This is a genomic window from Nitrincola lacisaponensis (genome assembly GCF_000691225.1).
GTDB classification, from domain to species: domain Bacteria; phylum Pseudomonadota; class Gammaproteobacteria; order Pseudomonadales; family Balneatricaceae; genus Nitrincola; species Nitrincola lacisaponensis.
The window spans coordinates 174,566-196,402 of record NZ_JMSZ01000032.1; the positions used below are offsets into that span (position 1 = coordinate 174,566).

A 21,837-nucleotide genomic window follows, 5' to 3' on the forward strand; every position below is an offset into this window, starting at 1 on the left:
ACTCATACTTTGACCGTTTGCGGTGCTAGTGCGGGGTCGTTTTGATCATCATCCTGTTCGAAATGATAACGACCGGTATGTAGGCTGCTTGGGCCTTTACGGATAAAGTGCTGCATCAAGAAGACTTCGATAATGATCAAAATCGTGTAGAAAATAATAAAGAGTGAAAGACTCAGTAGTATCTCGTTCGCCGTCAGGACAGACACGGCGTTGAAGGTGGGGAGTATTTCGCCTACTGCCCAGGGTTGACGACCAAACTCGGCAACAAACCAACCTGCTTCTGAAGCAATCCAGGGCACCGGCAGGGTAAACAGCGCGGCTTTAAGCAACCAGGGTTTCTTCCAGGCGGTACGTTTGGCGGTAAAGTAGAAGCTCAATGCAAACAGAACCAGCATCCAGAAGCCTGCTGCGACCATGATCCGGAATGCCCAGAATAGAGGGCCTACGGCGGGAATGGTGTCACGAGCAGCCATTTGAATCTGCTCTTCAGTCGCATCGACAATGTTGGCTGTATAACGCTGTAGAAGTAAGCCGTAACCTAAGTCTGCTTTTTTCTCATCAAAAGCAGCACGTTCGGTATCTGTCGCTTCACCCGATCTCATTTTTTGCAATAAAGCATAGGCATCCATACCGTTACGGATACGTATTTCGTGATCAGCGATCAGGTCCTTGATACCGCGGACTTCTTCAGTCGTCGAGCGCGTGGCAACCAAGCCTAGCGCATAGGGTATTCTAATGGCGTAGTCAGTCCGCATCTCTTCACTGTTCGGAATGCCAAACAGGGTAAAGGCGGCTGGTGCAGGATGAGTTTCCCATTCTGCTTCAATCGCGGCAAGTTTGGTTTTTTGTACATCACCCAGTTCGTAGCCTGACTCGTCACCCAGCAAAATGACAGACAAGGAAGCCGCTAAACCGAATGCTGAAGCGACGGCAAAAGAGCGTTTGGCAAAAGCGATGTCACGACCTTTGAGTAAGTAGTAAGAACTGACGGCTAATACGAATACCGCTGCTGTGACATAACCTGCAGAAACGGTATGAACAAATTTAACCTGCGCAACAGGGTTCATCACCAAGTCTACAAAGCTCGTCATTTCCATGCGCATGGTTTCATAGTTGAATTCTGCGCCGACCGGATGCTGCATCCAGCCATTGGCGACCAGAATCCAGAGTGCGGAAAAGTTCGATCCCAGGGCAACCAGCCAGGTAACCATCAGGTGCTTGACCTTGCTGAGTCGGTCCCAGCCAAAGAAGAACAGGCCGACAAAGGTAGACTCCAGGAAAAATGCCATCAGACCTTCAATGGCCAGAGGTGCGCCGAATACATCACCGACATAGTGGGAGTAGTAGGACCAGTTGGTTCCAAACTGAAACTCCATGGTAAGACCGGTTGTGACGCCTAAAGCAAAGTTGATACCAAAGAGCTTGCCCCAGAATTTGGTCATGTCTTTGTAGATCTGCTTGCCGGTCATGACATAGACCGACTCCATAATGGCCAGCATAAATGCCAGACCAATAGTGAGTGGAACAAACAGAAAGTGGTACATCGCCGTAAGTGCGAATTGCAGACGGGATAAGTCTACGACCGCTTCAGTGATCATACGAAATCCTCTGATACTACTGATTTGATAAGGGTTGGTGGTTAACAGGCAGAATTCATGCCAAGTAAAACAATTTTGGTTATGAGCTTATTATTTTTTGAAATACATGCCATTTTGGGCAGTTCGGCGTCAGATTAACCCTAATTTAACTGAGGTTAAACGTGACAAATTGTCACATCAGGCGGATAATGAACTGACATACATGACAGTCTTGGCAGATAAAAATGGCAGATATAACCCTTCTCCCTTCACAACCTGCATTGCCGGAGTTGAGTGCATTACTCGATGTAATTAAAGAGCCGGCAACCATCCTTTCGCTGGACTACCGCATTCTGGCGTGTAACCAGGCCTATGCAGCGATCTATGGCGATGGCGAAGCCGTATTGGGCCGCACCTGTTATGAGGTGTCGCATGGGTATCACGTACCCTGTGATCAGGCGGGTGAGTCCTGCCCGTTAAAGCGCTGCCTGGATACGGGGCAGCGTCAGCGGGTTTTGCATCTGCATAACACTCCTGAAGGTGAGGAGCATGTGGATGTCGAGATGAACCCGGTACGCAATGCCGAGGGCGAGTTGATCTGCTATCTCGAAATTATGCATCTGGTCAAGGAAGCGCGCGCCACACCTGGCGAAGGCGATGGTATGGTGGGCCGCTCTCCAGCTTTCAGTCGTATGCTGGAGTTACTGCGCCGTGCGGCACCTTCGGATATTACTGTGCTGTTGTTGGGTGAGTCAGGTACCGGTAAGGAGCTGGCAGCTCGGGCTGTGCATGATGGCAGCTCACGTGCCCGTGGTCCGTTTGTGACGGTGGAGTGTTCCGGTCTGACAGAGTCCTTGTTCGAAAGTGAGCTGTTTGGTCATGAACGTGGCGCATTTACCGGAGCGGTAGGGCGTAAAAAAGGTTTGATAGAAGCGGCTCGTGGTGGAACCCTGTTTCTGGATGAGATAGGTGAAATACCGCTACCGCAGCAGGTTAAACTCTTGCGTCTGATCGAAACAGGAACCTATCGAACGGTGGGGGGGATTGAACCACAGCATGCGGACTTCCGGCTGGTGTGTGCAACACATCGAGATCTGAAACAGCAGGTAGCTCAAGGGCTGTTCCGGCAGGATCTCTATTATCGTATATCGGCATTCCCGGTTATCTTGCCGTCACTGGCAGACCGCCCGGAAGATCTTGAACTGCTGATAGAGTCACTGCTTGCGCGAATACCGGGTGCTGAAGGTATTAGTGTGACAGAAGCTGCCATACGACTGCTGCGCCAGTATGCATTTCCGGGCAATATTCGTGAGCTGCGTAATATACTCGAGCGGGGAATGCTCTTAACGGATGATGGTCGTATCGGTGTGCAGCATTTGCCACCCGAGTGCCAGCATGTGGATTCGGTCCTGGCTCCTGCACCTTACAGTGGTTTTCCCGTGGATGAAGTGATTCCGCTGGATCAACTGGAGCGCTACTATCTGCAGCGCCTTTCGGCTCGATTCAAGGGTGATAACCGCTCACTGGCGGAGCGGTTGGGGGTGAGCGAGCGAACACTGTATCGCAAGCTCAGCCGCTTGAAGTAGGTATCGAGTCCCGATCAGCGCGTTTCGCTCAGCTGCTGTCCCTGCTGGTCTGTCCAGGTGAAGGTAAGATCGTCAAACTGATCCAGGAAAAAGGCTACAAACGGGTTGGCCGATGTCCCGGTATTAAAGGTTACGCTGAACAGCGTTTCATCTCCACGGCTGACCTGCAGGCTTTCAATCAGTTGCTGGGGTATCAGATTACCCTGGCTGTCTTCCCGAAAACCGGTTTCCATCGGATGATTGATCATGGTCCGCAGTTCAGCGGCTTCGCCTGCCTTGGGGTTACGTGGCAAGGCGATACGCGGTTGTGACATTTGTGCTTCGGTAACGGTACCGTCTTCATCTGTCATCAGACAGCCGCTGACGGTGACACGAACATCCTGGTTTGCCAGCCACAGGTTTCCCTGATTGCTTTTGGCCAGCACATAGACAGTCTGGGTTTCACTTAAGCGGATGCGGGTGGATACTTCAATGCGTGGAATGGCGTCGCTGAATGCGAACTCGATCACTTCGGCACGCGGGTTCTGACTGGCAAAAACATACAATCCGCTAATGTATTCATCTGCTGCCAGAGTACCGTTAAAGGTCACTTTCAGAGGGACAGATGCACCATCGTCTGCGACCAGCGGCAGTCCGATCTGTAGGCCACTGGTCTGAGGTGTTTCGGTTCCCACCTTGTTTTTAAGTGCCTCGATACGTTGCCAGTCGGCCATCGTATGCAGTGGCAGTAAAAGCAGGAGGATCAACAATGTCAGTCTCAATGGTGCACGCATGTAGAGTCAGTTTCCTTAAGATTACAGTTAGACGGTTGTCTTACGGCTGTCCAGCCAGAGCGCGACTTGGGCGCCGATCAGAATTCCGGCAAGTGCAGCAATACTGCTGAGCGCCAGGGTAGAAAAACCACTGATGCCCTGTCCCAGCGTGCAGCCCAGTGACAATACGCCACCAATGCCCATCAATAAGCCGCCCAGTATGCCACGCTGCATCTGTTGAGGTGATTCGTAGCCCTGCCAGCTGAATTCGCCACTGAACAGTGCACGGACAAAACTGCCCAGAATCACACCCAATACGACCACGACGGCGAAACTAAGTTTCATACCGCTGGAGAGCATGGAGAACTGCAGGGTTTCACCAATCGGCTGTACGAAGGTCAGCGATCCCAGTCGGACCGGATCAAAATCATCTGCGCCGAGTACACCGGTTACCCACCAGCCACCAGCGGTCAGCAAGCCAATCAGACTGGCACCTATCCAGTCTCGGGGCGATTGACGCAGTGCCGGACTTTTGAGTGCCCAGAAGAGTAGCAGGCCCGCAAGAACCAGGAGTGTCAGTGTCTTCGACAGACTGGCTGACAGGCCGGTCAGGCTGATGAGTCCATCAATAGATGTGGCAGGCAGGCGGGTCTGAGTAAGTGCTTCCAGATCAATCCGTGGATGTGCCAGCAAGCCCGACAGGGTCGCATAGGCTGAGACCCCAAGCACCAACAGTACCAGCAGTGAGCGCAGATTACCGCTGCCCAGTAACACCAGCGAGCGAGCACCACAGGCATTGGCCAGATGCATGCCATAACCAAACAGCATTCCGCCACCCAAGAGCAAGGGCCAGGAGGGGGAGCGTTGATGGTAGTGTGTCTGGGTCAAGTCGATACCAAACAGCCAGTGTAATGCCTGGCTGCTCAGTAAGGCGACTGCCATTGCCAGCACAAATGCGCGCAGCTTGATGCTGTCGCCAGATTGCCAGCGATTCGACAGACCTCTATACAAACAAAAGCGGCTCCATTGAGCCGCTGCGCCGTAAGCCAGTCCCAGGAGTGCACCACTCCACAGGACGGCTTGCAGGTGATCTTCAAAAAGTTCGATCATAGATCAGCTACGGGTTCCCCAGGTATCTTGTGTAATGGCGTTATACCAGCCAACAGCATACGCCGCCTCAGCCTTGCGAACACTGTCACTAGCATCAGCCGCACTCAGGCCGCCAGCGCCTTCAACATCAATGATCTGATTATCCTGTACTTTGTAGACGCCAGCAACCGAGATACCGTAATCCGGGTTGATCAGACTGTAGCAGGTATTGGCCCAGACAGGTTCCAGCGGGTTAACACCTGCAAGCGCTGCCACGATAGCACTGGCGGCCACTTTACCCTGAGCATTCGCGGCAAAGCCGGACTTGGGCATGGGAGCCGCAACTGTAGCATCACCTACGACATAAATATCCTTCACCAGCGTCGATTCAAATGTCACCGGATTCACTGGAACCCAGCCGGTCTGATCGGTGACGCCTGCTCGTTCAGCAATAAAGCCAGCCTTTTGAGGCGGAATCACGTTCAATGCAGCGGCCTGGTGACGTGTGCCGAACTCTGTTTCCACTTCACGACGTGCCGCGTCTACACGGACAACACGACCATCATTTGAAAGCCCGACCCATTCGATCATGTCGCCATATTCGGCTTGCCAGCCAGCAGTAAACAAGCCCTGCTTGGAGAAGTTGTCCTTGGCATCCAGAATCAGAATCTTGGAGCGCGGCTTGTGCTTCTTGAAGTAATGAGCGACCAGGCTGGCGCGTTCATAAGGTCCGGGTGGGCAGCGGAAAGGGTTGCCGGGCACTGACATGATGAACGTTTCGCCGTCCTGCATCGCTTCCAGCTGCTGTCTGAGCAGCAAGGTCTGGGGGCCTGCTTTCCAGGCATGCGGAGCCAGTTCGGCAGCTGCTTCGTCGTAGCCCTCAATGGCGTTCCAGCGCATATCAATACCGGGTGACATCAGCAGCTTGTCATATTGCAGCGTTTGGCCATCAGACAGGCTGACGCGATGTGCAACCGGATCAATGTCCTGAGCCAGTGCATGCACAACTTTGACGCCGTACACCTGTTTCAGCTCGTCATAGTTGTGACCGATGCTTTCCAGTTGATGCTCACCGGCCAGTACCAGGTTGGAGAAGGGGCAGGTATAAAAGGTTTTGTTGGGTTCGACCAGGGTAACATCAATGGCCGGATTGCCGCGCTTGATATATTTAGCTGCAGTTGCACCGCCAAAGCCACCACCGATGACAACAACGCGGCCAGCAGATGCCTGGCTGCTGCCTGTTGCTGCACAGGCCGAAATTGCCGGGAACAGGGATGCCAGACCAAGGCCTTTCAGAAGCTGGCGGCGTGATGTGGAAATCTTGTTTGCATTGTCACTCATAACCGGCCCCTTAGTGTTTGTCGACATTGGCAAAGTGATTTGCCAGTGCAGAAAGTTCAGCATCCGTATAGCCTTTGGCGATCCGGTCCATGACGGTGGTATTTGGTTGCAGACCCTGTTTAAATGCCTGCAGCTGAGCTTCCAGGACCATTACGGGTCGACCGGCAATTGCCGGAATAGCGTCTGCAAGCTTACCGTCGGTTCCATGGCAGTTGGCACAGGCAGCTGCCAGCAATTGCACCTGTGCAGGGGAGAATTCTTCGGCTTGTGCCAGAGATGCTGCACTGGCAAAAAAGGTCGCCAGCAATAATTTATGCAGACCTCGTTTGTGGAGTAAAATACTGCGAGTCATTATGCTTCCAGCCATATCATTGATTGTTCTTGATGGCGAACGTTAGCATGAATTAAATTAGCATCAAAAGAATAAAATATTAACTTTTAGTTCTTTTTGGTTATATAACTGGTCAGGTTTCAAGTGCTTAAGGGGACAAAGATGTTGAAACAGTTGCTGGCATCCGCTGCATTACTGCTGTTGTTAACGGGCTGTAATGATGCCAATGTCCGTCCTGATAATGGCGGTCCTGAGGCGGTTAATGCCGATCCACACAGCAGTGAAGGGCGTGCTGAAATTGCCGCCATGCTGGGAGGTGATCCGATACAGCCACTGGAAGTGACACGTGGTGATATGAGTGGCAGTCTGCAGGGGCAGTTGGACCAACTGAATGGCCGTTTGACGCTGTTGCAGGAACAGGTCATTCAAATTCGCTCTCTGACTCAGCAGGTACTGGAGCAGAGCCAGATGAGTATGACCCAGCTGCAGTCTTTACGCGATACCCAGCGGGGTTCAGGTCAGACACCTGCGGGTTATGAAGAAGATCTTGCCAGCCACTCGCTTGAAGGTATGGTGCAGGAGATCGATCAGGCGGTGGCACAGCTGTTGTCAGCCATGAGTATGCAGTCACCACAACTGGCCGAGTCTACCGGACCTTACCGGGTTGCGACGGCTTATACACAGCGCGGCTGGATTCTGATCCGTTACCATGCGCAAACCGGGGAAACCTGGCTGGCTGATAACAATGACTGGAGTCGTTTGAGAGATTCTGGCAGTTTGTCGCCCTCAAGTTATGAGGTGCAGGTGCAGCGTGCCGATCAGGATCGCAAGGGCTATGTAGCTGTGCGTATTGATCGCCGTACCGGCCAGAGCTGGTGGTTGAGTGATGATACCTGGCAGGTGCTGAATTGATGCAGGCACATGATTATCGGGACCTTATGCGCCTGTTCGACGACTGTTTTTCGAGTTGTCAGTTTGTAATAGGAAATGAATAAATGAGTGTCTGCAGTACCGATGATGAATACTGTCAAAATTTGATAAATGCCTTTGCGGACATACTCCCCAACTTAACGATACAAGGTGACGCAGAGGAGCCGTTCTACCAAGCTCCGACAGCGAATACCCGTGCCATCCTGTATTTTAGAAGTAACTACCCGCGCAGCCTCTTGCATGAGATTTCACACTACTGTTTAGCGGGTGATCGGCGAAGAGGTTTAGATGATTTCGGATACTGGTATGCCCCGTGCGGAAGGACAGCCGAACAGCAGCAGCGTTTTGAAGTGGTTGAAGCGAGACCGCAAGGCTTGGAAAAAGCCATGTGTGAAATCGTTGGGCTTAAGTTTTCACCAAGCCTTGACGATTTTTCAGGAAGGCCACCGTCGGAAAGTTTTCTACAAGAGCTAGAAATAGCCTATCAAGAGATGCGGGTAAATCCACCCCCCACCGCCAATAATGTATTGTCTGGGTTAACAAGCTATTGGAAAAGCAATGGATTAGCTAGCAGACACATATTCAGCAAGGTCTGATATCTAACAGAGCGGGACCCTCTCAAGGTTTCGGTTTTACTCACCAATGATCTACAGCCACTTCGACGCGCGCCCGCGTGGCCGTAAGATGTGTTAGATTCTATTAATATCTATGTTAGCTGATTTTGATGTGTAGTATTTAGTAAACATAACATTAACTCGTTTTGTAAGATTCACCATCCTTTTTACTTCATTAATGAAAGTATCATCATCTTTCTGTTCATTATCAAAAATTAGTTCAGAATATAAAGAATGTAAAAGTAAAGAGTAATGTAGTAAGTCAAGGCCTGCTTCAGAGCGTAGGGTTGGATCAGCTCCGTTATCGATAAGCCTTTCCAGGATGAGCAGCGTATCAGGATGATGGGAATATAAAATATGTATTAATGCCGTTTTTCCTTCGCCATCTGTTGCGTTAATATCAATCCCGGCGCGGATAAAAATATCTATGCATTCGGCTATATTATCAGTTGAAGTCATGTAGCCTAGGAAGTGATATGGAGACCCCACGCTCCTTGATGATAGTGTGATGTTATTGTTGGTAAAGGATAAAATAACATCGTCATTACAATTTTCTGCTTCATACATTAGCGTGTTGATGATGGATGCTTTCGTGTCTTCCTCCTGTAGCCATTGAGCATTTTGATGGCTATGCAAAAAATCACTCAGCGCGTCTTGATCTTCTTGGTTTAGTATCTGTAAAAGAGTTGCATGCTCTTTAGTATAATGCTCATCATTAAGTTGATCGGCACTTGTGGCTATAGGGATAGTAAGTGAGTAAGAAAACAAAAAAAGTAGTGTTAAAATATTCCAGTTTAATCTGATCATGAAAGTGGCCTGCTAGATTATAAGTATGTCTTTGTTTTCCTGTAGTGCTAAGCAGTTAGTCAATTAACTATACAGTTGTTACTGAGTGCTATTAGTAATCTCCTTGTTAACTTCATTAAAGAAGTTTTCAAGTGATTTTAATCTAAAGCATGTCTTGATTTCTTTGACTTGACCATTGTAATCAATTCGAATGGTGTATTTAATGTATGGCCAGAATAAGGCAACCCATGATGGTGGGCCATAATATTTGATGCTATTTATTTTTTTAGTGTCAAACTCTTCGTAAAAATCTAGTGATAAACTAAGTTTGTCATCTTTGAAACTAGCGATTTCAACTTTGTCACAAAAAAAATATGAGATTAGCTCGGTTATTAATAAAAATAAGCCCATTACGATAGCTATAATCAAGATCATGACCATAAACTTAGTGCCAGGGCCAAGGTTTATATCACTACTTAAGAATAACCATCCAGCTAAAAATGCAAATGCATTAGTAATGATATCAAGCCATCTAAAAATAAGGCTTGTCTCTAGGAAATAGGTTCCGCGAGATATATTTAATTTCATTTAATGATTTCTTGCACGCCTGTTTAGCTCTTCTTGAATGGCGTTTTTGGCGCCTTCATTGTTATAATAAAAGCCGTATATTAATACTAAAAAGGCTGGATGTCCGCGTCTATAGGGTCGTCTTTTAGTTAATGCATCGCGAACATCTTTTAGAGTCTTTACAGTAACCCCAGCTCCAGCCAAACCTAAAGCACTGCTAATAACCTCCCTTAACTCTAAGTCTTCAAGCAGCTCGGTAGTGGGTTTGGCCCATAGACCCCAGTATGTATTGGCCATAGGGTCTGTGATTTTGGTAATTAAAAAACCAATTGCAGGTCTGTTGCTAAGTTCACTATGAAGCAGTTTCATTACTTCATGCTTTTGGTGCCTATCAAGGTGATGATACAAAATTACACCTGTAAGAATTTCTATTGCTTTTTCATCAGAAATGGCAGGTTGGTTTTCATAGGCATCAAAAATATAGTGAGGGAGTTTTAATAGATCTCTTAAAAAATAAATTTGCTCTTTGGTGTCATTCGGGAGTCGATAAGGAAGGTTGGGCGACATAAGAACTCCTTTCTTTGTAGTTGAAATCCATTCGTAAATACTACATAAGGGAAAACAATAGCAAACCCAGCTTAATCTTTCAAGTTTTTAGATTTTAGCTTTAGATCAAATTTCGACAAATTATGCGATACGGCACTTAAGCGCGAAGGGCCTGATCTACAGCCACTTCGACGCACGTCTGCGTGGCTGTAGATGTATTAGGCCTTTTAATGAGTATGTCCCATCGGCATGGCATGGCGTACCGGGATTTCCAGTGCTTTTTCACTGCCATCGGCAAAGGTCAGGGTCAGATCGATCTGATCGCCATCGGCCAGGTTCTGTTTCAGGCCGATCAGCATGACATGCAGTCCACCTGGTTGCAGGTGAGTCTGTTGACCCGCAGGAATCTCAATCGTGTCGATCTGACGCATCTGCATGACCCCATCCACGTCGGTATGGGTGTGAAGTTCGGTGACTTCAGCCACGCTGGAGGAGGCTGACACCAGGCTTGCATCATGATGGCCATGGTTGTCCAGCGTCATGAAGGCTGCACTGTTTGGCTGTCCGGGAGGAACTGCACGTGCAAAGGCATTTTCGATAATGACATCTTCACAGGCGAAGGTGAGTGATGAAAACAGCAGGGCACTGGCAACAAAGAGCTTACGCATGAGATTCCTCCTTGGGAGATTAGTGTTCGAGTAGCTGTTGCAGGTTATGCATTAACTGATCCGGAGTAGCGTTATGGGACACCAGTGCCGCCAGTTGGCCCTCCCGGTCAATCAGGTAGAGGCGTGATGAGTGATCAACTGCGTACTCCATGGCCGAGTTGCGCATCTCCACTTTCCGGTAAAAAGCACCATATTGCTTCACGACCTGATCAATCTCAGATTTCTCACCCGTGACCCCTATAATCTGGGGTGAAAAGAACGCTGCATAATTCTTCAAATGTTCCAGGCTGTCGCGCTCGGGATCGACGCTGATAAAGATCCCCTGAATCTGTTCGCTCTGGTCATCCGGCATGTTACGCAGTGCCTGTCCGAGTACGGCCAGTGCCATGGGGCAGACGTCCGGGCAGTAGGTGTAGCCGATGTAGATGACTACCGGCTGACCCCTGAAATCTGACAGGGAGACCGGGCCATCTGCTGACATCAGCGTGAAGTCACCACCAATGCTGCCACCCAGAACCCGTTGTTCGGCGGGCTGGGGTTGTTGCTGAAAATAGATCAGCACACCTGCAACCAGCGCAATACTCAGTAGAATCAGGTAGCGTATGGCTTTCATCATGTTCTCCTGTGGTGCTAACGGGCGTCAAAATCAAAGGCGGTGGAGTAGAGCTGTTCCGCTGTATCCACGTAGACGCTGGCGCGCCAGGTCATTTCTCCGGTGGTACAGACTGCCAGTTCTGTGGTGCCTCGCCAGATCTCAGGGCGCTCAGGGTCCTGAGTGAGTTGCGTTTGATTCAGACCCATATACATTTCTACACCCTGCAGATCGAGCATGACCTGGCGCGCGTCCAGATGTTGCAATCGCACCTCGATGCTGATCGGTTGCGAGGACTCCAGGGGTCGGGGAGTCAGACTCAGTTGCAACAGCTGATTGCCACGTGAGGCAATACAGTTTCCTTGATGCAGATCGCAGGGCAAGGGCGGTAGCAGCACACTGTCAGGTTGTAGCGATTGTTCGATCAAGTCTCGGCTGGTCAGCAGCGCCAGCAGCACGACAGCGGCGAGTCCCAATAAAATCCACTGCTGAGGCTTTATACGTTTCTCAGTCACACCGTGTTCTGTCATAAGTGTTGCCAGTTTACTGCAGGGTCAGTTGAATAACGATGCGACATAATGTCGCATCGTCGGTGAGGAAGGTGCTTAAAGTCCAAGCAGATCCGCAACATAGTCGGCATCTTTGTCGCCACGACCCGAGATGTTGACCAGGATGGTCTGCTCAGGACTGAGTGTCGGGGCTGTACGAATCGCCCAGGCGACAGCATGGGAGCTTTCCAGTGCCGGAATAATGCCTTCGACTCGCGACAGGGTGATGAAGGCATCCAGACATTCCTGATCGGTTGCGGTTTCATACTGCACACGGCCCAGGTCTTTCAGGTAAGAATGCTGTGGACCAACGCCCGGATAATCCAGGCCGGAAGCGATTGAATGCACTGGCATGGGTTCGCCGTCTTCGGTTTCCAGTACATAGCACTTCATGCCATGGAGTTGTCCCGGTTTGCCCAGTGTCAGGGTGGCGGAATGCTGATTGGTATCCAGACCTTTACCCGCAGGTTCTATACCAACCATCTTGACCTGCTCGTCCTTCAGGAAAGCAGTAAACAGGCCGATGGCGTTACAGCCGCCGCCTACGCAGGCTGTCAGGTAATCTGGAAGCTTGCCGAAGCGGTTGAGGAACTGTTCACGGGCTTCAGTTCCAATAATAGACTGGAAGTCACGAACCATTTTGGGGAAGGGATGTGGACCGACAACCGAGCCTATGGCGTAAATAAAGTTCTGTGGATCTTTCAGATACTCTTCGAACGCACTGTCTACCGCATCTTTCAGCGTGGCGGTGCCACGGGTGACCGGAATCAGGTCGCAACCCAGAATCTTCATTTTGACGACGTTAGGGTGTTCTTTTTCGATGTCGACCTGACCCATGTGAATCTCACAGGGGATGCCGACCAGTGCGCAGGCGGTTGCCAGCGCAACACCATGCTGACCGGCACCGGTTTCAGCAATCACCTTGGTTTTGCCCATGTATTTGGCCAGCAGTGCCTCACCCAGGCAGTGATTGATCTTGTGCGCGCCGGTGTGGTTCAGGTCTTCGCGCTTCAGAAAAATCTGTGCGCCGCCGAGCTTTTCGCTCAGTCGACGGGCATGGAAAATAGGGCTGGGACGTCCTATGTAATCGGCAAACAGTGTTTTCAGTTCATTCTGGAACTCAGGCTGCTGGCGAATCTCTTCATAGGCTTTATCGATATCATTCATCACCTGTTGCAGTTCAGGCGGGATAATCTGGCCACCGTACTCGCCAAAGTAGCCCTGGGCATCCGGCATTTCAGCGTATTCAAATTTACTCATAGATTCTCCGTAAGGGGCAGTTGTCGCTGCTTTCCTTGAAACCACTTTTCAGTAAGCTCAGGCGCAGTTTGGTTACATATTTTTCTGCTTCCAGGCGTGAGGGCAGTACGGTATGACTGAACTCACTGTCATCATTGAGGCTGTTGCCCCAGCTTTGAGTAAGAATCCAGTCACCGACCAGATCCTGATAGACGCTGACAGTAAAATAGTCAGCCTGTTTTTGCCAGCGTAATACCACAGGTTTTCTTCTGAAATTTAAAAGGAACAATGACCCTGACAGGGGGGACGTTTTATAATGGCGCGAAATTGAGCCTGAAAACAGGGTGGTTGTAAAGCCCCGGAGGTCCGTTGAACACTAAGCCGATTGAAAAACAGCAACGTCTTAAAATTGTTGCGGATGAAAATATTCCGGCACTGAATCCGCTATTCACCGAGTTGGGTGAAGTGCATTCTGTTGCCGGACGTGATCTTCAGCGCGATCAACTGGTTGATGCTGACCTGCTGCTGGTCCGCTCGATCACGCGGGTTGATCGTGCGTTGCTTGAAGGGACCACTGTGCGCTTTGTCGGTACCGCCACCATCGGGACGGACCATATTGATCAGCAGGCGCTGGCAGATCTGGGGATCGCATTCAGCAGCGCGCCTGGCTGTAATGCAGATGCGGTTGTCGAGTATGTGCTGAGTGTGCTGTTGCATCTGGCAGAAGAGCAGTCTTTCTGCCTGAAGGACCGGGTTGTCGGTATTGTGGGTGTCGGGAATGTCGGTTCACGCCTTCAGGCGCGTCTGGAGCAGTTAGGTGTTTCTGTCCGCTTGTGTGATCCACCGCGTCAGCAAGACGCAACGGCTGATCAGGCGGCAGCCTTCTGCAGTCTGAGTCAGTTACTTGAGGAAGCGGATATTGTGACGCTGCATACGCCCTTGACCCGTCAGGGGGCGTATCCCACCCACCATTTAATCAATGCCGATAATCTGTCGTTGTTGCGCGCGAATGCGATCCTGATCAATGCCGGTCGTGGTCCGGTCATCGATAATCAGGCGTTGCTGACGTGCAGTTTGCAACGGCCTGATTTGACGCTGGTACTGGACGTATGGGAGCAGGAACCACGGGTCACGCCTGAGTTGGCCGCGCGGGTGCGTATAGCGACACCACATATCGCCGGTTACTCGCTGGAAGGCAAACTGCGGGGCACCTGGATGCTGTATCAGGCTTACTGTCACTTCGCCAGGCGTGCGATGAACTGTACGTTTGAGGCGCTACTGCCACCTGCGGAGGTGACAGAGATGTGTTTAAGTGCGCAGGCCGGTTTATTACCAGCGGTACGTATGCTGTATGATCCCTATCGGGATGACCGTGCGTTAAGGGCAACATTGGCGTTGCCGGCCGAGCAGCAGAGGCTGGCATTTGACCAGTTGCGCAAGCAGTATCCGGTGCGGCGCGAGTTCAGCTCATTAACACTGCGCCTGTCAGAGGCGCAGCACACAGATTTTAAGGCACTGGGATTTCCCGTGACCCATCAATGAAGGCTGGATTGTTCAACCTATGCTAAAGGCTCATTTGCGTTCCGAGGGTTCCGAAGGTGCCAGGACACCGGTATCTCTGGCCGAGTTACGCCCACGTTCAGGGGAGCCCGTACGCTTGGAAACACGTGTCCCTAAAGGGCGTTATTCGGTACGTCTGATCGGTATACATGAACAGGTGGCTGTGCTGGTCAGTGCGCCTAAAAGTCGCAAATCCTTACTGACGGAAGGCGCGTCTCTTACGGTTAAGCTCTTGTGCGGAAATCGTTTGATCAGCTTTTCCACCCGCTTGCTCAAAGCCCAGGATGAGCCGTTTCCACACTGGATACTGGCTTATCCCCGGCAGTTGGAAACGCAGCCTTTTCGTCAGCACACACGGGTTCCGGTACATTTGCCTCTGTGGGTTGATCGGGGTGAAGGTGATCTGCATCAGCCTCAGTCTGCCTTGTGTGTGGATATCAGCTTGTCAGGTGCATCAGTGGAAGCGCCCTCGGCCCTGGCGAGCGTAGGCGAGCTGCTGTATCTGACGGCAAAGGTGTCTGTTGCCGGGATGGATCATGTGATCTTGGCGGCGGCAAGAGTATGCAGTGTGCTGCAAACCGAGAGTGGTACCCTGGCGGTGTTTCGTCATGGTCTGGCGTTTGAGGATCTGGAAGAGGAAACCCGGCTGGTGTTATCGGGCTATGTCTATCAACAGTGGTTGTATGAAAGTGGTGAGCTGTTATAGGCAGGGTTTGGATACAAAAACACCCCGACAGGCGGGGTGTTTTTTGCAGATCAGCAAGTGATTACTTGCCGAAGCTCTGCATTTCAGCCATCACACTTTTGCTGGCTTCAGTTGCCAGAGAAGTGAAGGCTTCGCCCTGTGCTTTCAGCAGGTTGAACAGAGAAGTGTTGGCTTCAGTGTTGAACTTGATGACTTCTTCAGGAGTTTTCAGGCTTTTTGCTTTTTCAGCTTCAGCTTTGAAAAAGGCAACCAGCTCTTCGCCAGACTTCTTCTGAAGTTCAACGGTTTTGGTCAGGGTTTCAGTCTGCAGAGCGATCAGGCTTTTAACGGCTTCAACCGGCTTCTGGAAATCAACTGCGCTAGTCATGTGTGTATCTCCTCAGTTTAAGTTATCAATGCCGTGCTGCAATTTCTTTTGCTGCACTGCACAATACCTTGGATTATAGAGATGGTGTCTTGCATGTCAAGTATTATTTTGTGCAGTGCACAAGATATTTTTTCGAAGACTGCTGAGCCTATACTGGCAGAAAAGCATTACTCTTTTGTTTCACCATTCCACACCAGTTTACCGCACTGGCTGAGGTCGTAACCCTGCAGTTGACGGGCGGTTTCCTGACCCTCCGGGCTTTGCAACCAGTCAAATAGCTGTTGCAACAGCGTACGGAAATAGACCTGACGAGGCAACACCAGCTCAAAGGCTTCCTGATAAACCGGTACAAATGTAAGGCCACACTCAGCCGCTGCTGATTCTGTGCCCGGACCAATATCGGCGACTTTGCGGGCGATGGCAGAAGCGACTTCTGATTCGGTCAACGCGCGGACGCTGGCTTGAATCTTGTCAAACGCCAGACGTTGCTGGTGGAGCCAGTCTTTCAGAAAACGCTGAGAGCCAGCGCCTTCCTGACGGATGACCCAGCGCTTCTTCAGGATTTGTGCCGGTTCACTCAGCAGGGTATCGGAGTCGTCGGCGCGCATCATCAGTCCCTGTTGGCGTTTGAACAGGTGCACCAGTACCCAGTGGCGTGATCCGGCGTATTGCCGTATCAGGGCGGGGTGGCGTAAATGACTTTCTTCGGCTTTGCCCCAGTGCACGGCGCAGCAGTCCACCAATCCTTGAGCCAGTAATGACAGGCCCGCCTGTGTACCGGTTGGCATATAGCTGTATAGCGCCTGGTAGTGTTGCTGTTGCATGATGCGCAGCAAGGCCGCTTTGAGCAAGGGGTCATCGCTGCCGGCAAACAGCAGGCGATCGCTGAGGACGCCGTGATGGCTGGATTCGAGTAGCCATTGATCAATCAGTTTGCGTGGAAACAGCCATTTTCCGGTGACCTTGGTCGCGGGCAGGTGGCCATCACTGGCCAACTGGTACACTTTCTTTTCATTGAGATGCAGATAGACAGCGGCTTCCTTAACCGTCATATAGGGGGTGGTGTCAGCCATATCAGTCCCTCCGTTTGCTGGAGCGCGGCATGGGGTCCGGGCGGGCATCCAGTGTCAGTCGGTCCTGATCGCTGTAGACCAGAAAGTGCCGCCCTTTGGCGCGAGCCAGCATCAGCATGCCGAGCATGTTCGCCAGTTGCAGTCCCATTTCAGTGGCACCGGAGCGGGACAGCAGGACGCTGATACCCATTTGAGCAGCCTTGATGACCATCTCGGATGTCAGTCTGCCAGTGGTGTAGAACACCTTATCTTCACTCTCGATACCGTTCAGCCAGAGACGGCCCGCGAGGGTGTCGACAGCGTTATGTCGGCCTATGTCTTCACAGAAACTCAGTACTTCACCTGTTGCTGTGCAAATGGCGCAACCGTGAACAGCACCGGCATTGCGATAGGTTTCATTGTGCTGGTTGAGTGCTTCCAGTAGTTGATACACCTGCGACTGTTTGAGGTGCCAGGGTGCCAGGGTCAATCCACGCAGGCGCTCCATCTGATTCCCGAATACAGTGCCCTGACCACAGCCAGTCGTGACCGTGCGTTTGGAAAGTGTCTCCTCCAGGTCATCCGGTGTGTGTGTCGTGACGACCGCTGCCGCTTCAACATCCCAGTCAACCTGGATCGCGAGCAGGTCTTCGAGTCGCTCGATCAGGCCCTGATTTCGCAGATACCCCAACACTAGCGCTTCAGGATCTTCACCCAGTGTCATCAGGGTGACGATTTCACGCTTGTTCAGGTAGAGCGTCAATGGGCGTTCGCAGGCCAGTGCTTGTTCACGCCATTCACCTTGTTCATCCATGACCTGAGTGATACGGGTCAAGGGCGCGCGTGCCTGGCTCAGGACCAGTTGAGGGTTACGGGGCATGCCAAATCCTTGTGTTATCAGTCATTGAAAGTGCAGCAACATTTATACCAGTCTGGCGATTGTGCCATCTCTTCAGGGGTTGCGGCTATTGTCGGCGCAATACCCTGATTCGAGTGGGTCATTTTGTCTCAGTTTTGCCGTTACGTTGGGGTGATTTGACCCGTTTTCTGTGCGGTCATGAGTGTTGGGTTGGCTTCAAGGCTGTGATTCTGCGGCCAGACAAAAGGCGGCACGTTCCTTGCCTTAAAGCTAGACTGAAGTGATTAATGCAAACAGGAGTCGCCGATGGCACAGATTGAAAAAGGCCCCACCCTGAATAGTTGGTGTTTGTGGGTTTGTCTCGACAAGCAGGAGACTTCGTCACGTGGCTGGCCTTCGATCAACTGGGAGGTGGCGGAGATTTCCCAGCAGCCGCTGGATAGTGAAGAGGCTCAGGCGCTGTGGTTGATACTGCACCGTGATGAACGAATGGCGTATCGGTTTAACCTGAGTTCCGAGTCGCCGCGTTTGTTTGTGGTGTGTGAAGACCTGACCGCAGATCAGCGGGTGCCGCGTAAGCTGACTCTGGCTCAGGATGTCGCGGCGGATTATATGGATGCCGGACAGCCTGTGCTGAGCATTCCAATGCCTGCGCCAATCACTGTCTGGCTGGAAGCCTTTATGGCGCATCATGGTGAAGTGGAAGATCCGCGTGATCAGAAACGCCGGTTGCGCACTCAGGCTGCCGCGAAAGGAGCATCCAATGACTGAGGGGTTTTTGGGGCGCTGGTCGCGCTTAAAGCAGCGTCAGGAAGACCCGGCAGAGATGGCGGAGTCGGTTCAGGAGCTTCCTGTCCAGACCCTTGAGCCGGAGGCCGAGGGAGTTGTCGCTGTTGATACACCTTCTGATGAGGAGTCCATTGAGTCCGCTGCGGAAGTCGCATCGTCTGAGACAGAGGTGCTGACGGATCTGGATATGCCTGATCTTTCCACGATTCATGCCGGCAGCGATATGTCGATGTTTTTCTCCAGTGGCGTTTCGGCTGAATTGCGTCGTCAGGCGTTGCGTAAATTTTTCCATCAGCCCGAGTTCAATGTGCGTGACTCGCTGGACGATTATGCGCTGGATTACTCCAATCCGGACAAGCTGGTGCTAAAGGTGGGAGACAAGGTACGTGGCTGGGCACAGCAACAGATGGAGGATGCGATGCAGCAGGCACGCGATGCCTTGTTGCAGCCTGATTCGGCGCTGGCTGAGGTGGACGGGGAGGCAGTCGAAACACTGGATTCGACTAAAGTCGATGAGGCAGATCAGCTCGGTAAAAATGAATCAATCGAGACAAAATGACCCTTTGGGTTTGTTTTTTTGAAAAAAGCTTGGGTTATTGGGGATTAATGCGCGCCATTTGGGTAGCAAAACCTGGCGCTTAAATTGCAACCTTAAACTGCAACTGGGTCATCCAATAGCGTTAACTATAATTATGATACTCGACCTGCCGTCAGTCGGCTGAGTCTGAGAGAGAGTCAATGAAACCCAACAATTTGATTGCACACCGGGCCTTTGTGGCCTCTCCGGAAACCAATGCGCGTGCGCGGCAGCAGGCGCTGAATGCTATGCCACCCCTGATGGCCCTGCAGGATGGGTTGATCAGCTATACCAGTCGGGGACACCTGTTGATTCTGGGTCCTGAGGATCTGATCCGACTGGTCGCTGATCAGATACAGGGGATGGCCAGTATCACCTTGCTGGCGATGGGCAGTGTTTCTTCTCAGGAAGATGAGCATCTCGAACGCGCCCTTCAGGCGGCATCTCATTTAACACCCATTTATTTGCCTTTTGCATCCCTGGACGGTTGGCTGGGGGCCTTCAATCTGCGTGTTACCACCCCCGGCGGTGAGCAGATTAACCCGGCGGAAGTGAGTGCCGGGCAGGTCTGCTTTGATCTGGTGCTGGATTTGAACGATCAGCCCGTGTTGTCAGCTGAGCTGTCGCCACCAGGCTATTTCCATGTTGGTCCGCAAGGCGACAGGCTGGTTGATGCGCTGGAACAGTTGAGCGGCATGGTGGGGGAGTTTGAAAAGCCGGCCTACGTGCAGGTTAACCACGATATTTGTGCACATGCTGATCGTGGCAAAACAGGCTGTACGCGCTGCCTGGATGTATGTCCGGCGGATGCACTGTCAACTCATACCAATACCGCCACTCATGATGCTCAGATCAGTGTAGATGTGCATCTTTGTCATGGTGCGGGCAGCTGTACGACGGCTTGCCCCACTGGTGCCCTGACATTCGCCGCGCCCCGGCCACAAAGCTGGCTGGACCGTTTGCGGCACTGTCTGGACAGCTACGCCCAGGCCGGTGGTGAACGTCCGGCCATGTTGTTTCATGCCGAACAGACCGAGCTGGATCTGCAGGCACTGCCTGCGCATGTGATTCCGGTTTCCCTGGAAGAAGTGGGCGCACTGGGTGCTGAAATCTGGCTGTCTGTGCTGGTTCAGGGCGCGACCTATGTCGTGCTGGTCACTGATGCGACAACACCGCCAACACTGTTGAACCTGTTGCAGCGTGAAGTGGCGACCACCGGGCGGTTGCTGGAAGCGCTGGGGCATCTGGCCGCCAGAATCAGTCTGATGTCTGCAGAGCAGTTGTCAGCAGACCTGCCTTTACTGAATGCACAGCTGGAAGCCTGGGAGGGTTTGCCAGCCGGTGCAGCTTATCCTTATCAGGGCAAACGCAAAACGCTGAATGAAGCCCTGGATCGTCTGTATGAGCAGGGCGATGGCTCCGATGATCCTGTCGCCTTGCCTAATGGCAGCCCTTACGGTCAGGTGCTGATTGATCAGACGGATTGCACCCTGTGTATGAGCTGTGTGTCCATCTGTCCGACAGGTGCTTTACGCAGTGCCAGTGAGGAGGCGCCTGTGTTGGCGTTTCTGGAAGGTGACTGTGTGCAGTGTGGATTGTGTGAACAGAGTTGTCCGGAAAAGGTGATCACTCTGGAGCCGCGCTTTGCACCCGCTGCAGGTGTTCGTGGCGAGCCGCGTGTCATGAAGCAGGAAGAGCCTTTCCATTGCATCAGCTGTGGCAAAGCCTTTGCCACTCAGAGCACGATTGAAAAAATCAGTAAAAAGCTTGAAGCACACCCCTATTTTCAGGGTGATGCAGCAAAACGTCTGAAAATGTGTGACGACTGCCGTGTGCGCGACAGTTACCGTGAACTGGCAGCGGACCCAACCGCTCAGTTGCGTCTGTGAGGTGTCATGATGGAGATGGATGTAATGACTCAAACCCTGACAGATGAAGATGCTCTGCGGGCTGATATCTATGCCTTGCTGGCTGCTCTGTGCCGTCAGCATCCCTCTGATGAGTTGCTGAATTTTCTGGCCTCAATGGAGGTGGATGCGGGAGCTGTGAACACCATGGCCCAGGCATGGGAGTTTTTGCGTCTGGCTGCGCAGCGTGCCGAGCCAGAAGCACTGGAAGATGAGTATTTGACCCTGTTTATCGGTATTTCCCAAGGGGAGCTGACTCCGTTTGCGTCCTGGTATCTGACCGGATCGCTGATGGAGGCGCCTCTGATTGAGCTGCGTAATGATCTGGAGCTGTTGGGTTTTTCCCGTCAGCCAGAGGTGAAAGAGCCGGAAGATCATATCGCAGTGCAGCTGGAAGTGATGAGTGCCCTGATACAACAGGGCGCCAGTCGGGAGCGTCAGGCGGTGTTCTTTCAGCGACACCTGAATCCCTGGGCCGGTCAGCTCTTTGCTGATATGGCGGGAGCCCCCAGCGCTGTCTTTTACAGTGCGGTGGCCATGCTGGGGCAAGCCTTTATAAAAACGGAAAGCGTGTATTTACAAAAAAGACCGGATGCCGTTCAAAGCGTACATCTGAGAGGATGAGGAGAGCAATCATGCATAACAATAAACCGATCAATGAACAGATCAGCCCCGAACGCAGACAATTTCTGCGTGGTGTAGCGGCGGCCTCTGCTGTTGGCCTGGTGGCCACAGCGGGCAGCGCCATGGCAGATGCCCCGGCTCCTGCGACTGTCTTGCCAGAAGCAGAGCAGGGATACCATGAAACGGATCATATCCGTGCCTATTACGCCAGTTGTCGCTGATGCGGACTG

General features: G+C 51.8%; 26 protein-coding genes. 10 read left to right on the forward strand and 16 right to left on the reverse strand.

Features of this window, described 5'->3' with window-relative positions; translation table 11 throughout:
* Positions 1-2: 2 nt before the first annotated feature.
* Positions 3-1,598, reverse strand: coding sequence for a cytochrome ubiquinol oxidase subunit I (locus ADINL_RS10850; protein WP_036547683.1), 1,596 nt, complete (start codon positions 1,596-1,598; stop codon positions 3-5).
* A gap of 224 nt (positions 1,599-1,822) precedes the next feature.
* Between ADINL_RS10850 and ADINL_RS10855 the strand changes: the two genes are divergently transcribed.
* Positions 1,823-3,163, forward strand: coding sequence for a sigma-54 interaction domain-containing protein (locus ADINL_RS10855; RefSeq protein WP_036547685.1), 1,341 nt, complete (start codon positions 1,823-1,825; stop codon positions 3,161-3,163).
* 14 nt (positions 3,164-3,177) lie between these two features.
* Here the strand turns inward: ADINL_RS10855 and soxZ are convergent, their stop codons facing one another.
* Genes soxZ through ADINL_RS10875 form a run of 4 tightly spaced genes read right to left on the reverse strand, consistent with a single transcriptional unit; the run spans position 3,178 to position 6,697 of the window.
* Entirely contained in the window at positions 3,178-3,936 is a 759-nt protein-coding gene (soxZ, locus tag ADINL_RS10860; RefSeq protein WP_051632735.1) for a thiosulfate oxidation carrier complex protein SoxZ, read from the reverse strand.
* Positions 3,937-3,963: 27 nt separating this feature from the next.
* A complete protein-coding gene (locus ADINL_RS10865; protein ID WP_051632736.1) occupies positions 3,964-5,025 on the reverse strand; it encodes a YeeE/YedE thiosulfate transporter family protein in 1,062 nt (353 codons plus the stop codon).
* Positions 5,026-5,028: 3 nt separating this feature from the next.
* On the reverse strand, positions 5,029-6,345 hold the full coding sequence (locus ADINL_RS10870; RefSeq protein ID WP_036547688.1) for an NAD(P)/FAD-dependent oxidoreductase: 1,317 nt from the start codon (positions 6,343-6,345) through the stop codon (positions 5,029-5,031).
* A 10-nt stretch (positions 6,346-6,355) separates the two neighbouring features.
* A complete protein-coding gene (locus tag ADINL_RS10875) occupies positions 6,356-6,697 on the reverse strand; it encodes a c-type cytochrome (protein ID WP_036547691.1) in 342 nt (113 codons plus the stop codon).
* A 141-nt stretch (positions 6,698-6,838) separates the two neighbouring features.
* Between ADINL_RS10875 and ADINL_RS16025 the strand changes: the two genes are divergently transcribed.
* On the forward strand, positions 6,839-7,588 hold the full coding sequence (locus tag ADINL_RS16025) for a hypothetical protein (RefSeq protein ID WP_051632737.1): 750 nt from the start codon (positions 6,839-6,841) through the stop codon (positions 7,586-7,588).
* 83 nt (positions 7,589-7,671) lie between these two features.
* Positions 7,672-8,202, forward strand: a complete 531-nt coding sequence (locus tag ADINL_RS10885) for an elongation factor P hydroxylase (RefSeq protein WP_036547694.1) — start codon at positions 7,672-7,674, stop codon at positions 8,200-8,202.
* Positions 8,203-8,295: 93 nt separating this feature from the next.
* On the opposite strand, the gene ADINL_RS10890 is transcribed toward ADINL_RS10885, so the two are convergent.
* The 8 genes from ADINL_RS10890 to ADINL_RS10925 all read right to left on the reverse strand — a co-directional run bounded on the left by ADINL_RS10890 (position 8,296) and on the right by ADINL_RS10925 (position 13,425).
* Positions 8,296-9,027 carry an ankyrin repeat domain-containing protein gene (locus ADINL_RS10890; protein ID WP_036547697.1) on the reverse strand — a complete coding sequence of 244 codons (732 nt, stop codon included), beginning with the start codon at positions 9,025-9,027 and terminating at the stop codon, positions 8,296-8,298.
* Between the two features lie 78 nt (positions 9,028-9,105).
* Positions 9,106-9,594, reverse strand: coding sequence for a hypothetical protein (locus ADINL_RS10895; protein WP_036547700.1), 489 nt, complete (start codon positions 9,592-9,594; stop codon positions 9,106-9,108).
* The gene (locus ADINL_RS10900) at positions 9,595-10,140 is read right to left on the reverse strand and encodes a hypothetical protein (protein WP_036547703.1); all 546 of its coding nucleotides are present in this window, start codon (positions 10,138-10,140) and stop codon (positions 9,595-9,597) included. It lies immediately after the preceding gene.
* 206 nt (positions 10,141-10,346) lie between these two features.
* Positions 10,347-10,787: a copper chaperone PCu(A)C gene (locus ADINL_RS10905; RefSeq protein WP_036547706.1), complete on the reverse strand. Its 441-nt coding sequence runs from the start codon at positions 10,785-10,787 to the stop codon at positions 10,347-10,349.
* Between the two features lie 19 nt (positions 10,788-10,806).
* Complete coding sequence (locus ADINL_RS10910; protein WP_084154484.1) at positions 10,807-11,400, reverse strand: SCO family protein; 594 nt, start codon at positions 11,398-11,400, stop codon at positions 10,807-10,809.
* Between the two features lie 17 nt (positions 11,401-11,417).
* On the reverse strand, positions 11,418-11,909 hold the full coding sequence (locus ADINL_RS10915) for a hypothetical protein (protein ID WP_036547709.1): 492 nt from the start codon (positions 11,907-11,909) through the stop codon (positions 11,418-11,420).
* Between the two features lie 75 nt (positions 11,910-11,984).
* Positions 11,985-13,187: a tryptophan synthase subunit beta gene (trpB, locus tag ADINL_RS10920; protein ID WP_036547712.1), complete on the reverse strand. Its 1,203-nt coding sequence runs from the start codon at positions 13,185-13,187 to the stop codon at positions 11,985-11,987.
* On the reverse strand, positions 13,180-13,425 hold the full coding sequence (locus tag ADINL_RS10925) for a hypothetical protein (protein WP_036547715.1): 246 nt from the start codon (positions 13,423-13,425) through the stop codon (positions 13,180-13,182). Before ADINL_RS10925 ends, trpB begins: the two co-directional genes overlap by 8 nt.
* 110 nt (positions 13,426-13,535) lie before the next feature.
* On the opposite strand from ADINL_RS10925, the gene pdxB reads away from it, so the two are divergent.
* On the forward strand, positions 13,536-14,708 hold the full coding sequence (gene pdxB / locus ADINL_RS10930; RefSeq protein WP_239644374.1) for a 4-phosphoerythronate dehydrogenase PdxB: 1,173 nt from the start codon (positions 13,536-13,538) through the stop codon (positions 14,706-14,708).
* 19 nt (positions 14,709-14,727) lie between these two features.
* Positions 14,728-15,432, forward strand: coding sequence for a flagellar brake protein (locus tag ADINL_RS10935; RefSeq protein WP_036547718.1), 705 nt, complete (start codon positions 14,728-14,730; stop codon positions 15,430-15,432).
* 61 nt (positions 15,433-15,493) lie between these two features.
* Here ADINL_RS10935 and ADINL_RS10940 read toward each other — a convergent pair whose 3' ends face one another.
* The 3 genes from ADINL_RS10940 to fdhD all read right to left on the reverse strand — a co-directional run bounded on the left by ADINL_RS10940 (position 15,494) and on the right by fdhD (position 17,731).
* A complete protein-coding gene (locus tag ADINL_RS10940; protein ID WP_036547721.1) occupies positions 15,494-15,799 on the reverse strand; it encodes a hypothetical protein in 306 nt (101 codons plus the stop codon).
* Positions 15,800-15,966: 167 nt separating this feature from the next.
* A complete protein-coding gene (locus ADINL_RS10945; protein ID WP_036547723.1) occupies positions 15,967-16,872 on the reverse strand; it encodes a helix-turn-helix transcriptional regulator in 906 nt (301 codons plus the stop codon).
* 1 nt (position 16,873) lies between these two features.
* Complete coding sequence (gene fdhD, locus ADINL_RS10950) at positions 16,874-17,731, reverse strand: formate dehydrogenase accessory sulfurtransferase FdhD (RefSeq protein ID WP_036547726.1); 858 nt, start codon at positions 17,729-17,731, stop codon at positions 16,874-16,876.
* A gap of 285 nt (positions 17,732-18,016) precedes the next feature.
* On the opposite strand from fdhD, the gene ADINL_RS10955 reads away from it, so the two are divergent.
* The 5 genes from ADINL_RS10955 (at position 18,017) to ADINL_RS10975 (ending at position 21,828) form a co-directional block, all read left to right on the forward strand.
* Positions 18,017-18,481, forward strand: a complete 465-nt coding sequence (locus ADINL_RS10955) for a DUF3305 domain-containing protein (protein WP_051632738.1) — start codon at positions 18,017-18,019, stop codon at positions 18,479-18,481.
* Positions 18,474-19,058 carry a DUF3306 domain-containing protein gene (locus tag ADINL_RS16030; protein ID WP_051632739.1) on the forward strand — a complete coding sequence of 195 codons (585 nt, stop codon included), beginning with the start codon at positions 18,474-18,476 and terminating at the stop codon, positions 19,056-19,058. Before ADINL_RS10955 ends, ADINL_RS16030 begins: the two co-directional genes overlap by 8 nt.
* Positions 19,059-19,237: 179 nt before the next feature.
* On the forward strand, positions 19,238-20,965 hold the full coding sequence (locus ADINL_RS10965; RefSeq protein ID WP_051632740.1) for a 4Fe-4S dicluster domain-containing protein: 1,728 nt from the start codon (positions 19,238-19,240) through the stop codon (positions 20,963-20,965).
* 15 nt (positions 20,966-20,980) lie between these two features.
* Entirely contained in the window at positions 20,981-21,607 is a 627-nt protein-coding gene (locus tag ADINL_RS10970) for a TorD/DmsD family molecular chaperone (protein ID WP_036548709.1), read from the forward strand.
* A gap of 11 nt (positions 21,608-21,618) precedes the next feature.
* Positions 21,619-21,828: a formate dehydrogenase gene (locus ADINL_RS10975; protein ID WP_152547666.1), complete on the forward strand. Its 210-nt coding sequence runs from the start codon at positions 21,619-21,621 to the stop codon at positions 21,826-21,828.
* Positions 21,829-21,837: the final 9 nt, after the last annotated feature.

What these genes read in the sequence shown, in the direction of transcription:
- ADINL_RS10850 (WP_036547683.1), bottom strand. Translation starts at nt 1,598, where the DNA reads ATGATCACTGAAGCGGTCGTAGACTTATCCCGTCTGCAATTCGCACTT.
- ADINL_RS10855 (WP_036547685.1), top strand. Translation starts at nt 1,823, where the DNA reads ATGGCAGATATAACCCTTCTCCCTTCACAACCTGCATTGCCGGAGTTG.
- soxZ (WP_051632735.1), bottom strand. Translation starts at nt 3,936, where the DNA reads ATGCGTGCACCATTGAGACTGACATTGTTGATCCTCCTGCTTTTACTG.
- ADINL_RS10865 (WP_051632736.1), bottom strand. Translation starts at nt 5,025, where the DNA reads ATGATCGAACTTTTTGAAGATCACCTGCAAGCCGTCCTGTGGAGTGGT.
- ADINL_RS10870 (WP_036547688.1), bottom strand. Translation starts at nt 6,345, where the DNA reads ATGAGTGACAATGCAAACAAGATTTCCACATCACGCCGCCAGCTTCTG.
- ADINL_RS10875 (WP_036547691.1), bottom strand. Translation starts at nt 6,697, where the DNA reads ATGACTCGCAGTATTTTACTCCACAAACGAGGTCTGCATAAATTATTG.
- ADINL_RS16025 (WP_051632737.1), top strand. Translation starts at nt 6,839, where the DNA reads ATGTTGAAACAGTTGCTGGCATCCGCTGCATTACTGCTGTTGTTAACG.
- ADINL_RS10885 (WP_036547694.1), top strand. Translation starts at nt 7,672, where the DNA reads ATGAGTGTCTGCAGTACCGATGATGAATACTGTCAAAATTTGATAAAT.
- ADINL_RS10890 (WP_036547697.1), bottom strand. Translation starts at nt 9,027, where the DNA reads ATGATCAGATTAAACTGGAATATTTTAACACTACTTTTTTTGTTTTCT.
- ADINL_RS10895 (WP_036547700.1), bottom strand. Translation starts at nt 9,594, where the DNA reads ATGAAATTAAATATATCTCGCGGAACCTATTTCCTAGAGACAAGCCTT.
- ADINL_RS10900 (WP_036547703.1), bottom strand. Translation starts at nt 10,140, where the DNA reads ATGTCGCCCAACCTTCCTTATCGACTCCCGAATGACACCAAAGAGCAA.
- ADINL_RS10905 (WP_036547706.1), bottom strand. Translation starts at nt 10,787, where the DNA reads ATGCGTAAGCTCTTTGTTGCCAGTGCCCTGCTGTTTTCATCACTCACC.
- ADINL_RS10910 (WP_084154484.1), bottom strand. Translation starts at nt 11,400, where the DNA reads ATGAAAGCCATACGCTACCTGATTCTACTGAGTATTGCGCTGGTTGCA.
- ADINL_RS10915 (WP_036547709.1), bottom strand. Translation starts at nt 11,909, where the DNA reads ATGACAGAACACGGTGTGACTGAGAAACGTATAAAGCCTCAGCAGTGG.
- trpB (WP_036547712.1), bottom strand. Translation starts at nt 13,187, where the DNA reads ATGAGTAAATTTGAATACGCTGAAATGCCGGATGCCCAGGGCTACTTT.
- ADINL_RS10935 (WP_036547718.1), top strand. Translation starts at nt 14,728, where the DNA reads ATGCTAAAGGCTCATTTGCGTTCCGAGGGTTCCGAAGGTGCCAGGACA.
- ADINL_RS10940 (WP_036547721.1), bottom strand. Translation starts at nt 15,799, where the DNA reads ATGACTAGCGCAGTTGATTTCCAGAAGCCGGTTGAAGCCGTTAAAAGC.
- ADINL_RS10945 (WP_036547723.1), bottom strand. Translation starts at nt 16,872, where the DNA reads ATGGCTGACACCACCCCCTATATGACGGTTAAGGAAGCCGCTGTCTAT.
- fdhD (WP_036547726.1), bottom strand. Translation starts at nt 17,731, where the DNA reads ATGCCCCGTAACCCTCAACTGGTCCTGAGCCAGGCACGCGCGCCCTTG.
- ADINL_RS10955 (WP_051632738.1), top strand. Translation starts at nt 18,017, where the DNA reads ATGGCACAGATTGAAAAAGGCCCCACCCTGAATAGTTGGTGTTTGTGG.
- ADINL_RS16030 (WP_051632739.1), top strand. Translation starts at nt 18,474, where the DNA reads ATGACTGAGGGGTTTTTGGGGCGCTGGTCGCGCTTAAAGCAGCGTCAG.
- ADINL_RS10965 (WP_051632740.1), top strand. Translation starts at nt 19,238, where the DNA reads ATGAAACCCAACAATTTGATTGCACACCGGGCCTTTGTGGCCTCTCCG.
- ADINL_RS10970 (WP_036548709.1), top strand. Translation starts at nt 20,981, where the DNA reads ATGGATGTAATGACTCAAACCCTGACAGATGAAGATGCTCTGCGGGCT.
- ADINL_RS10975 (WP_152547666.1), top strand. Translation starts at nt 21,619, where the DNA reads ATGCATAACAATAAACCGATCAATGAACAGATCAGCCCCGAACGCAGA.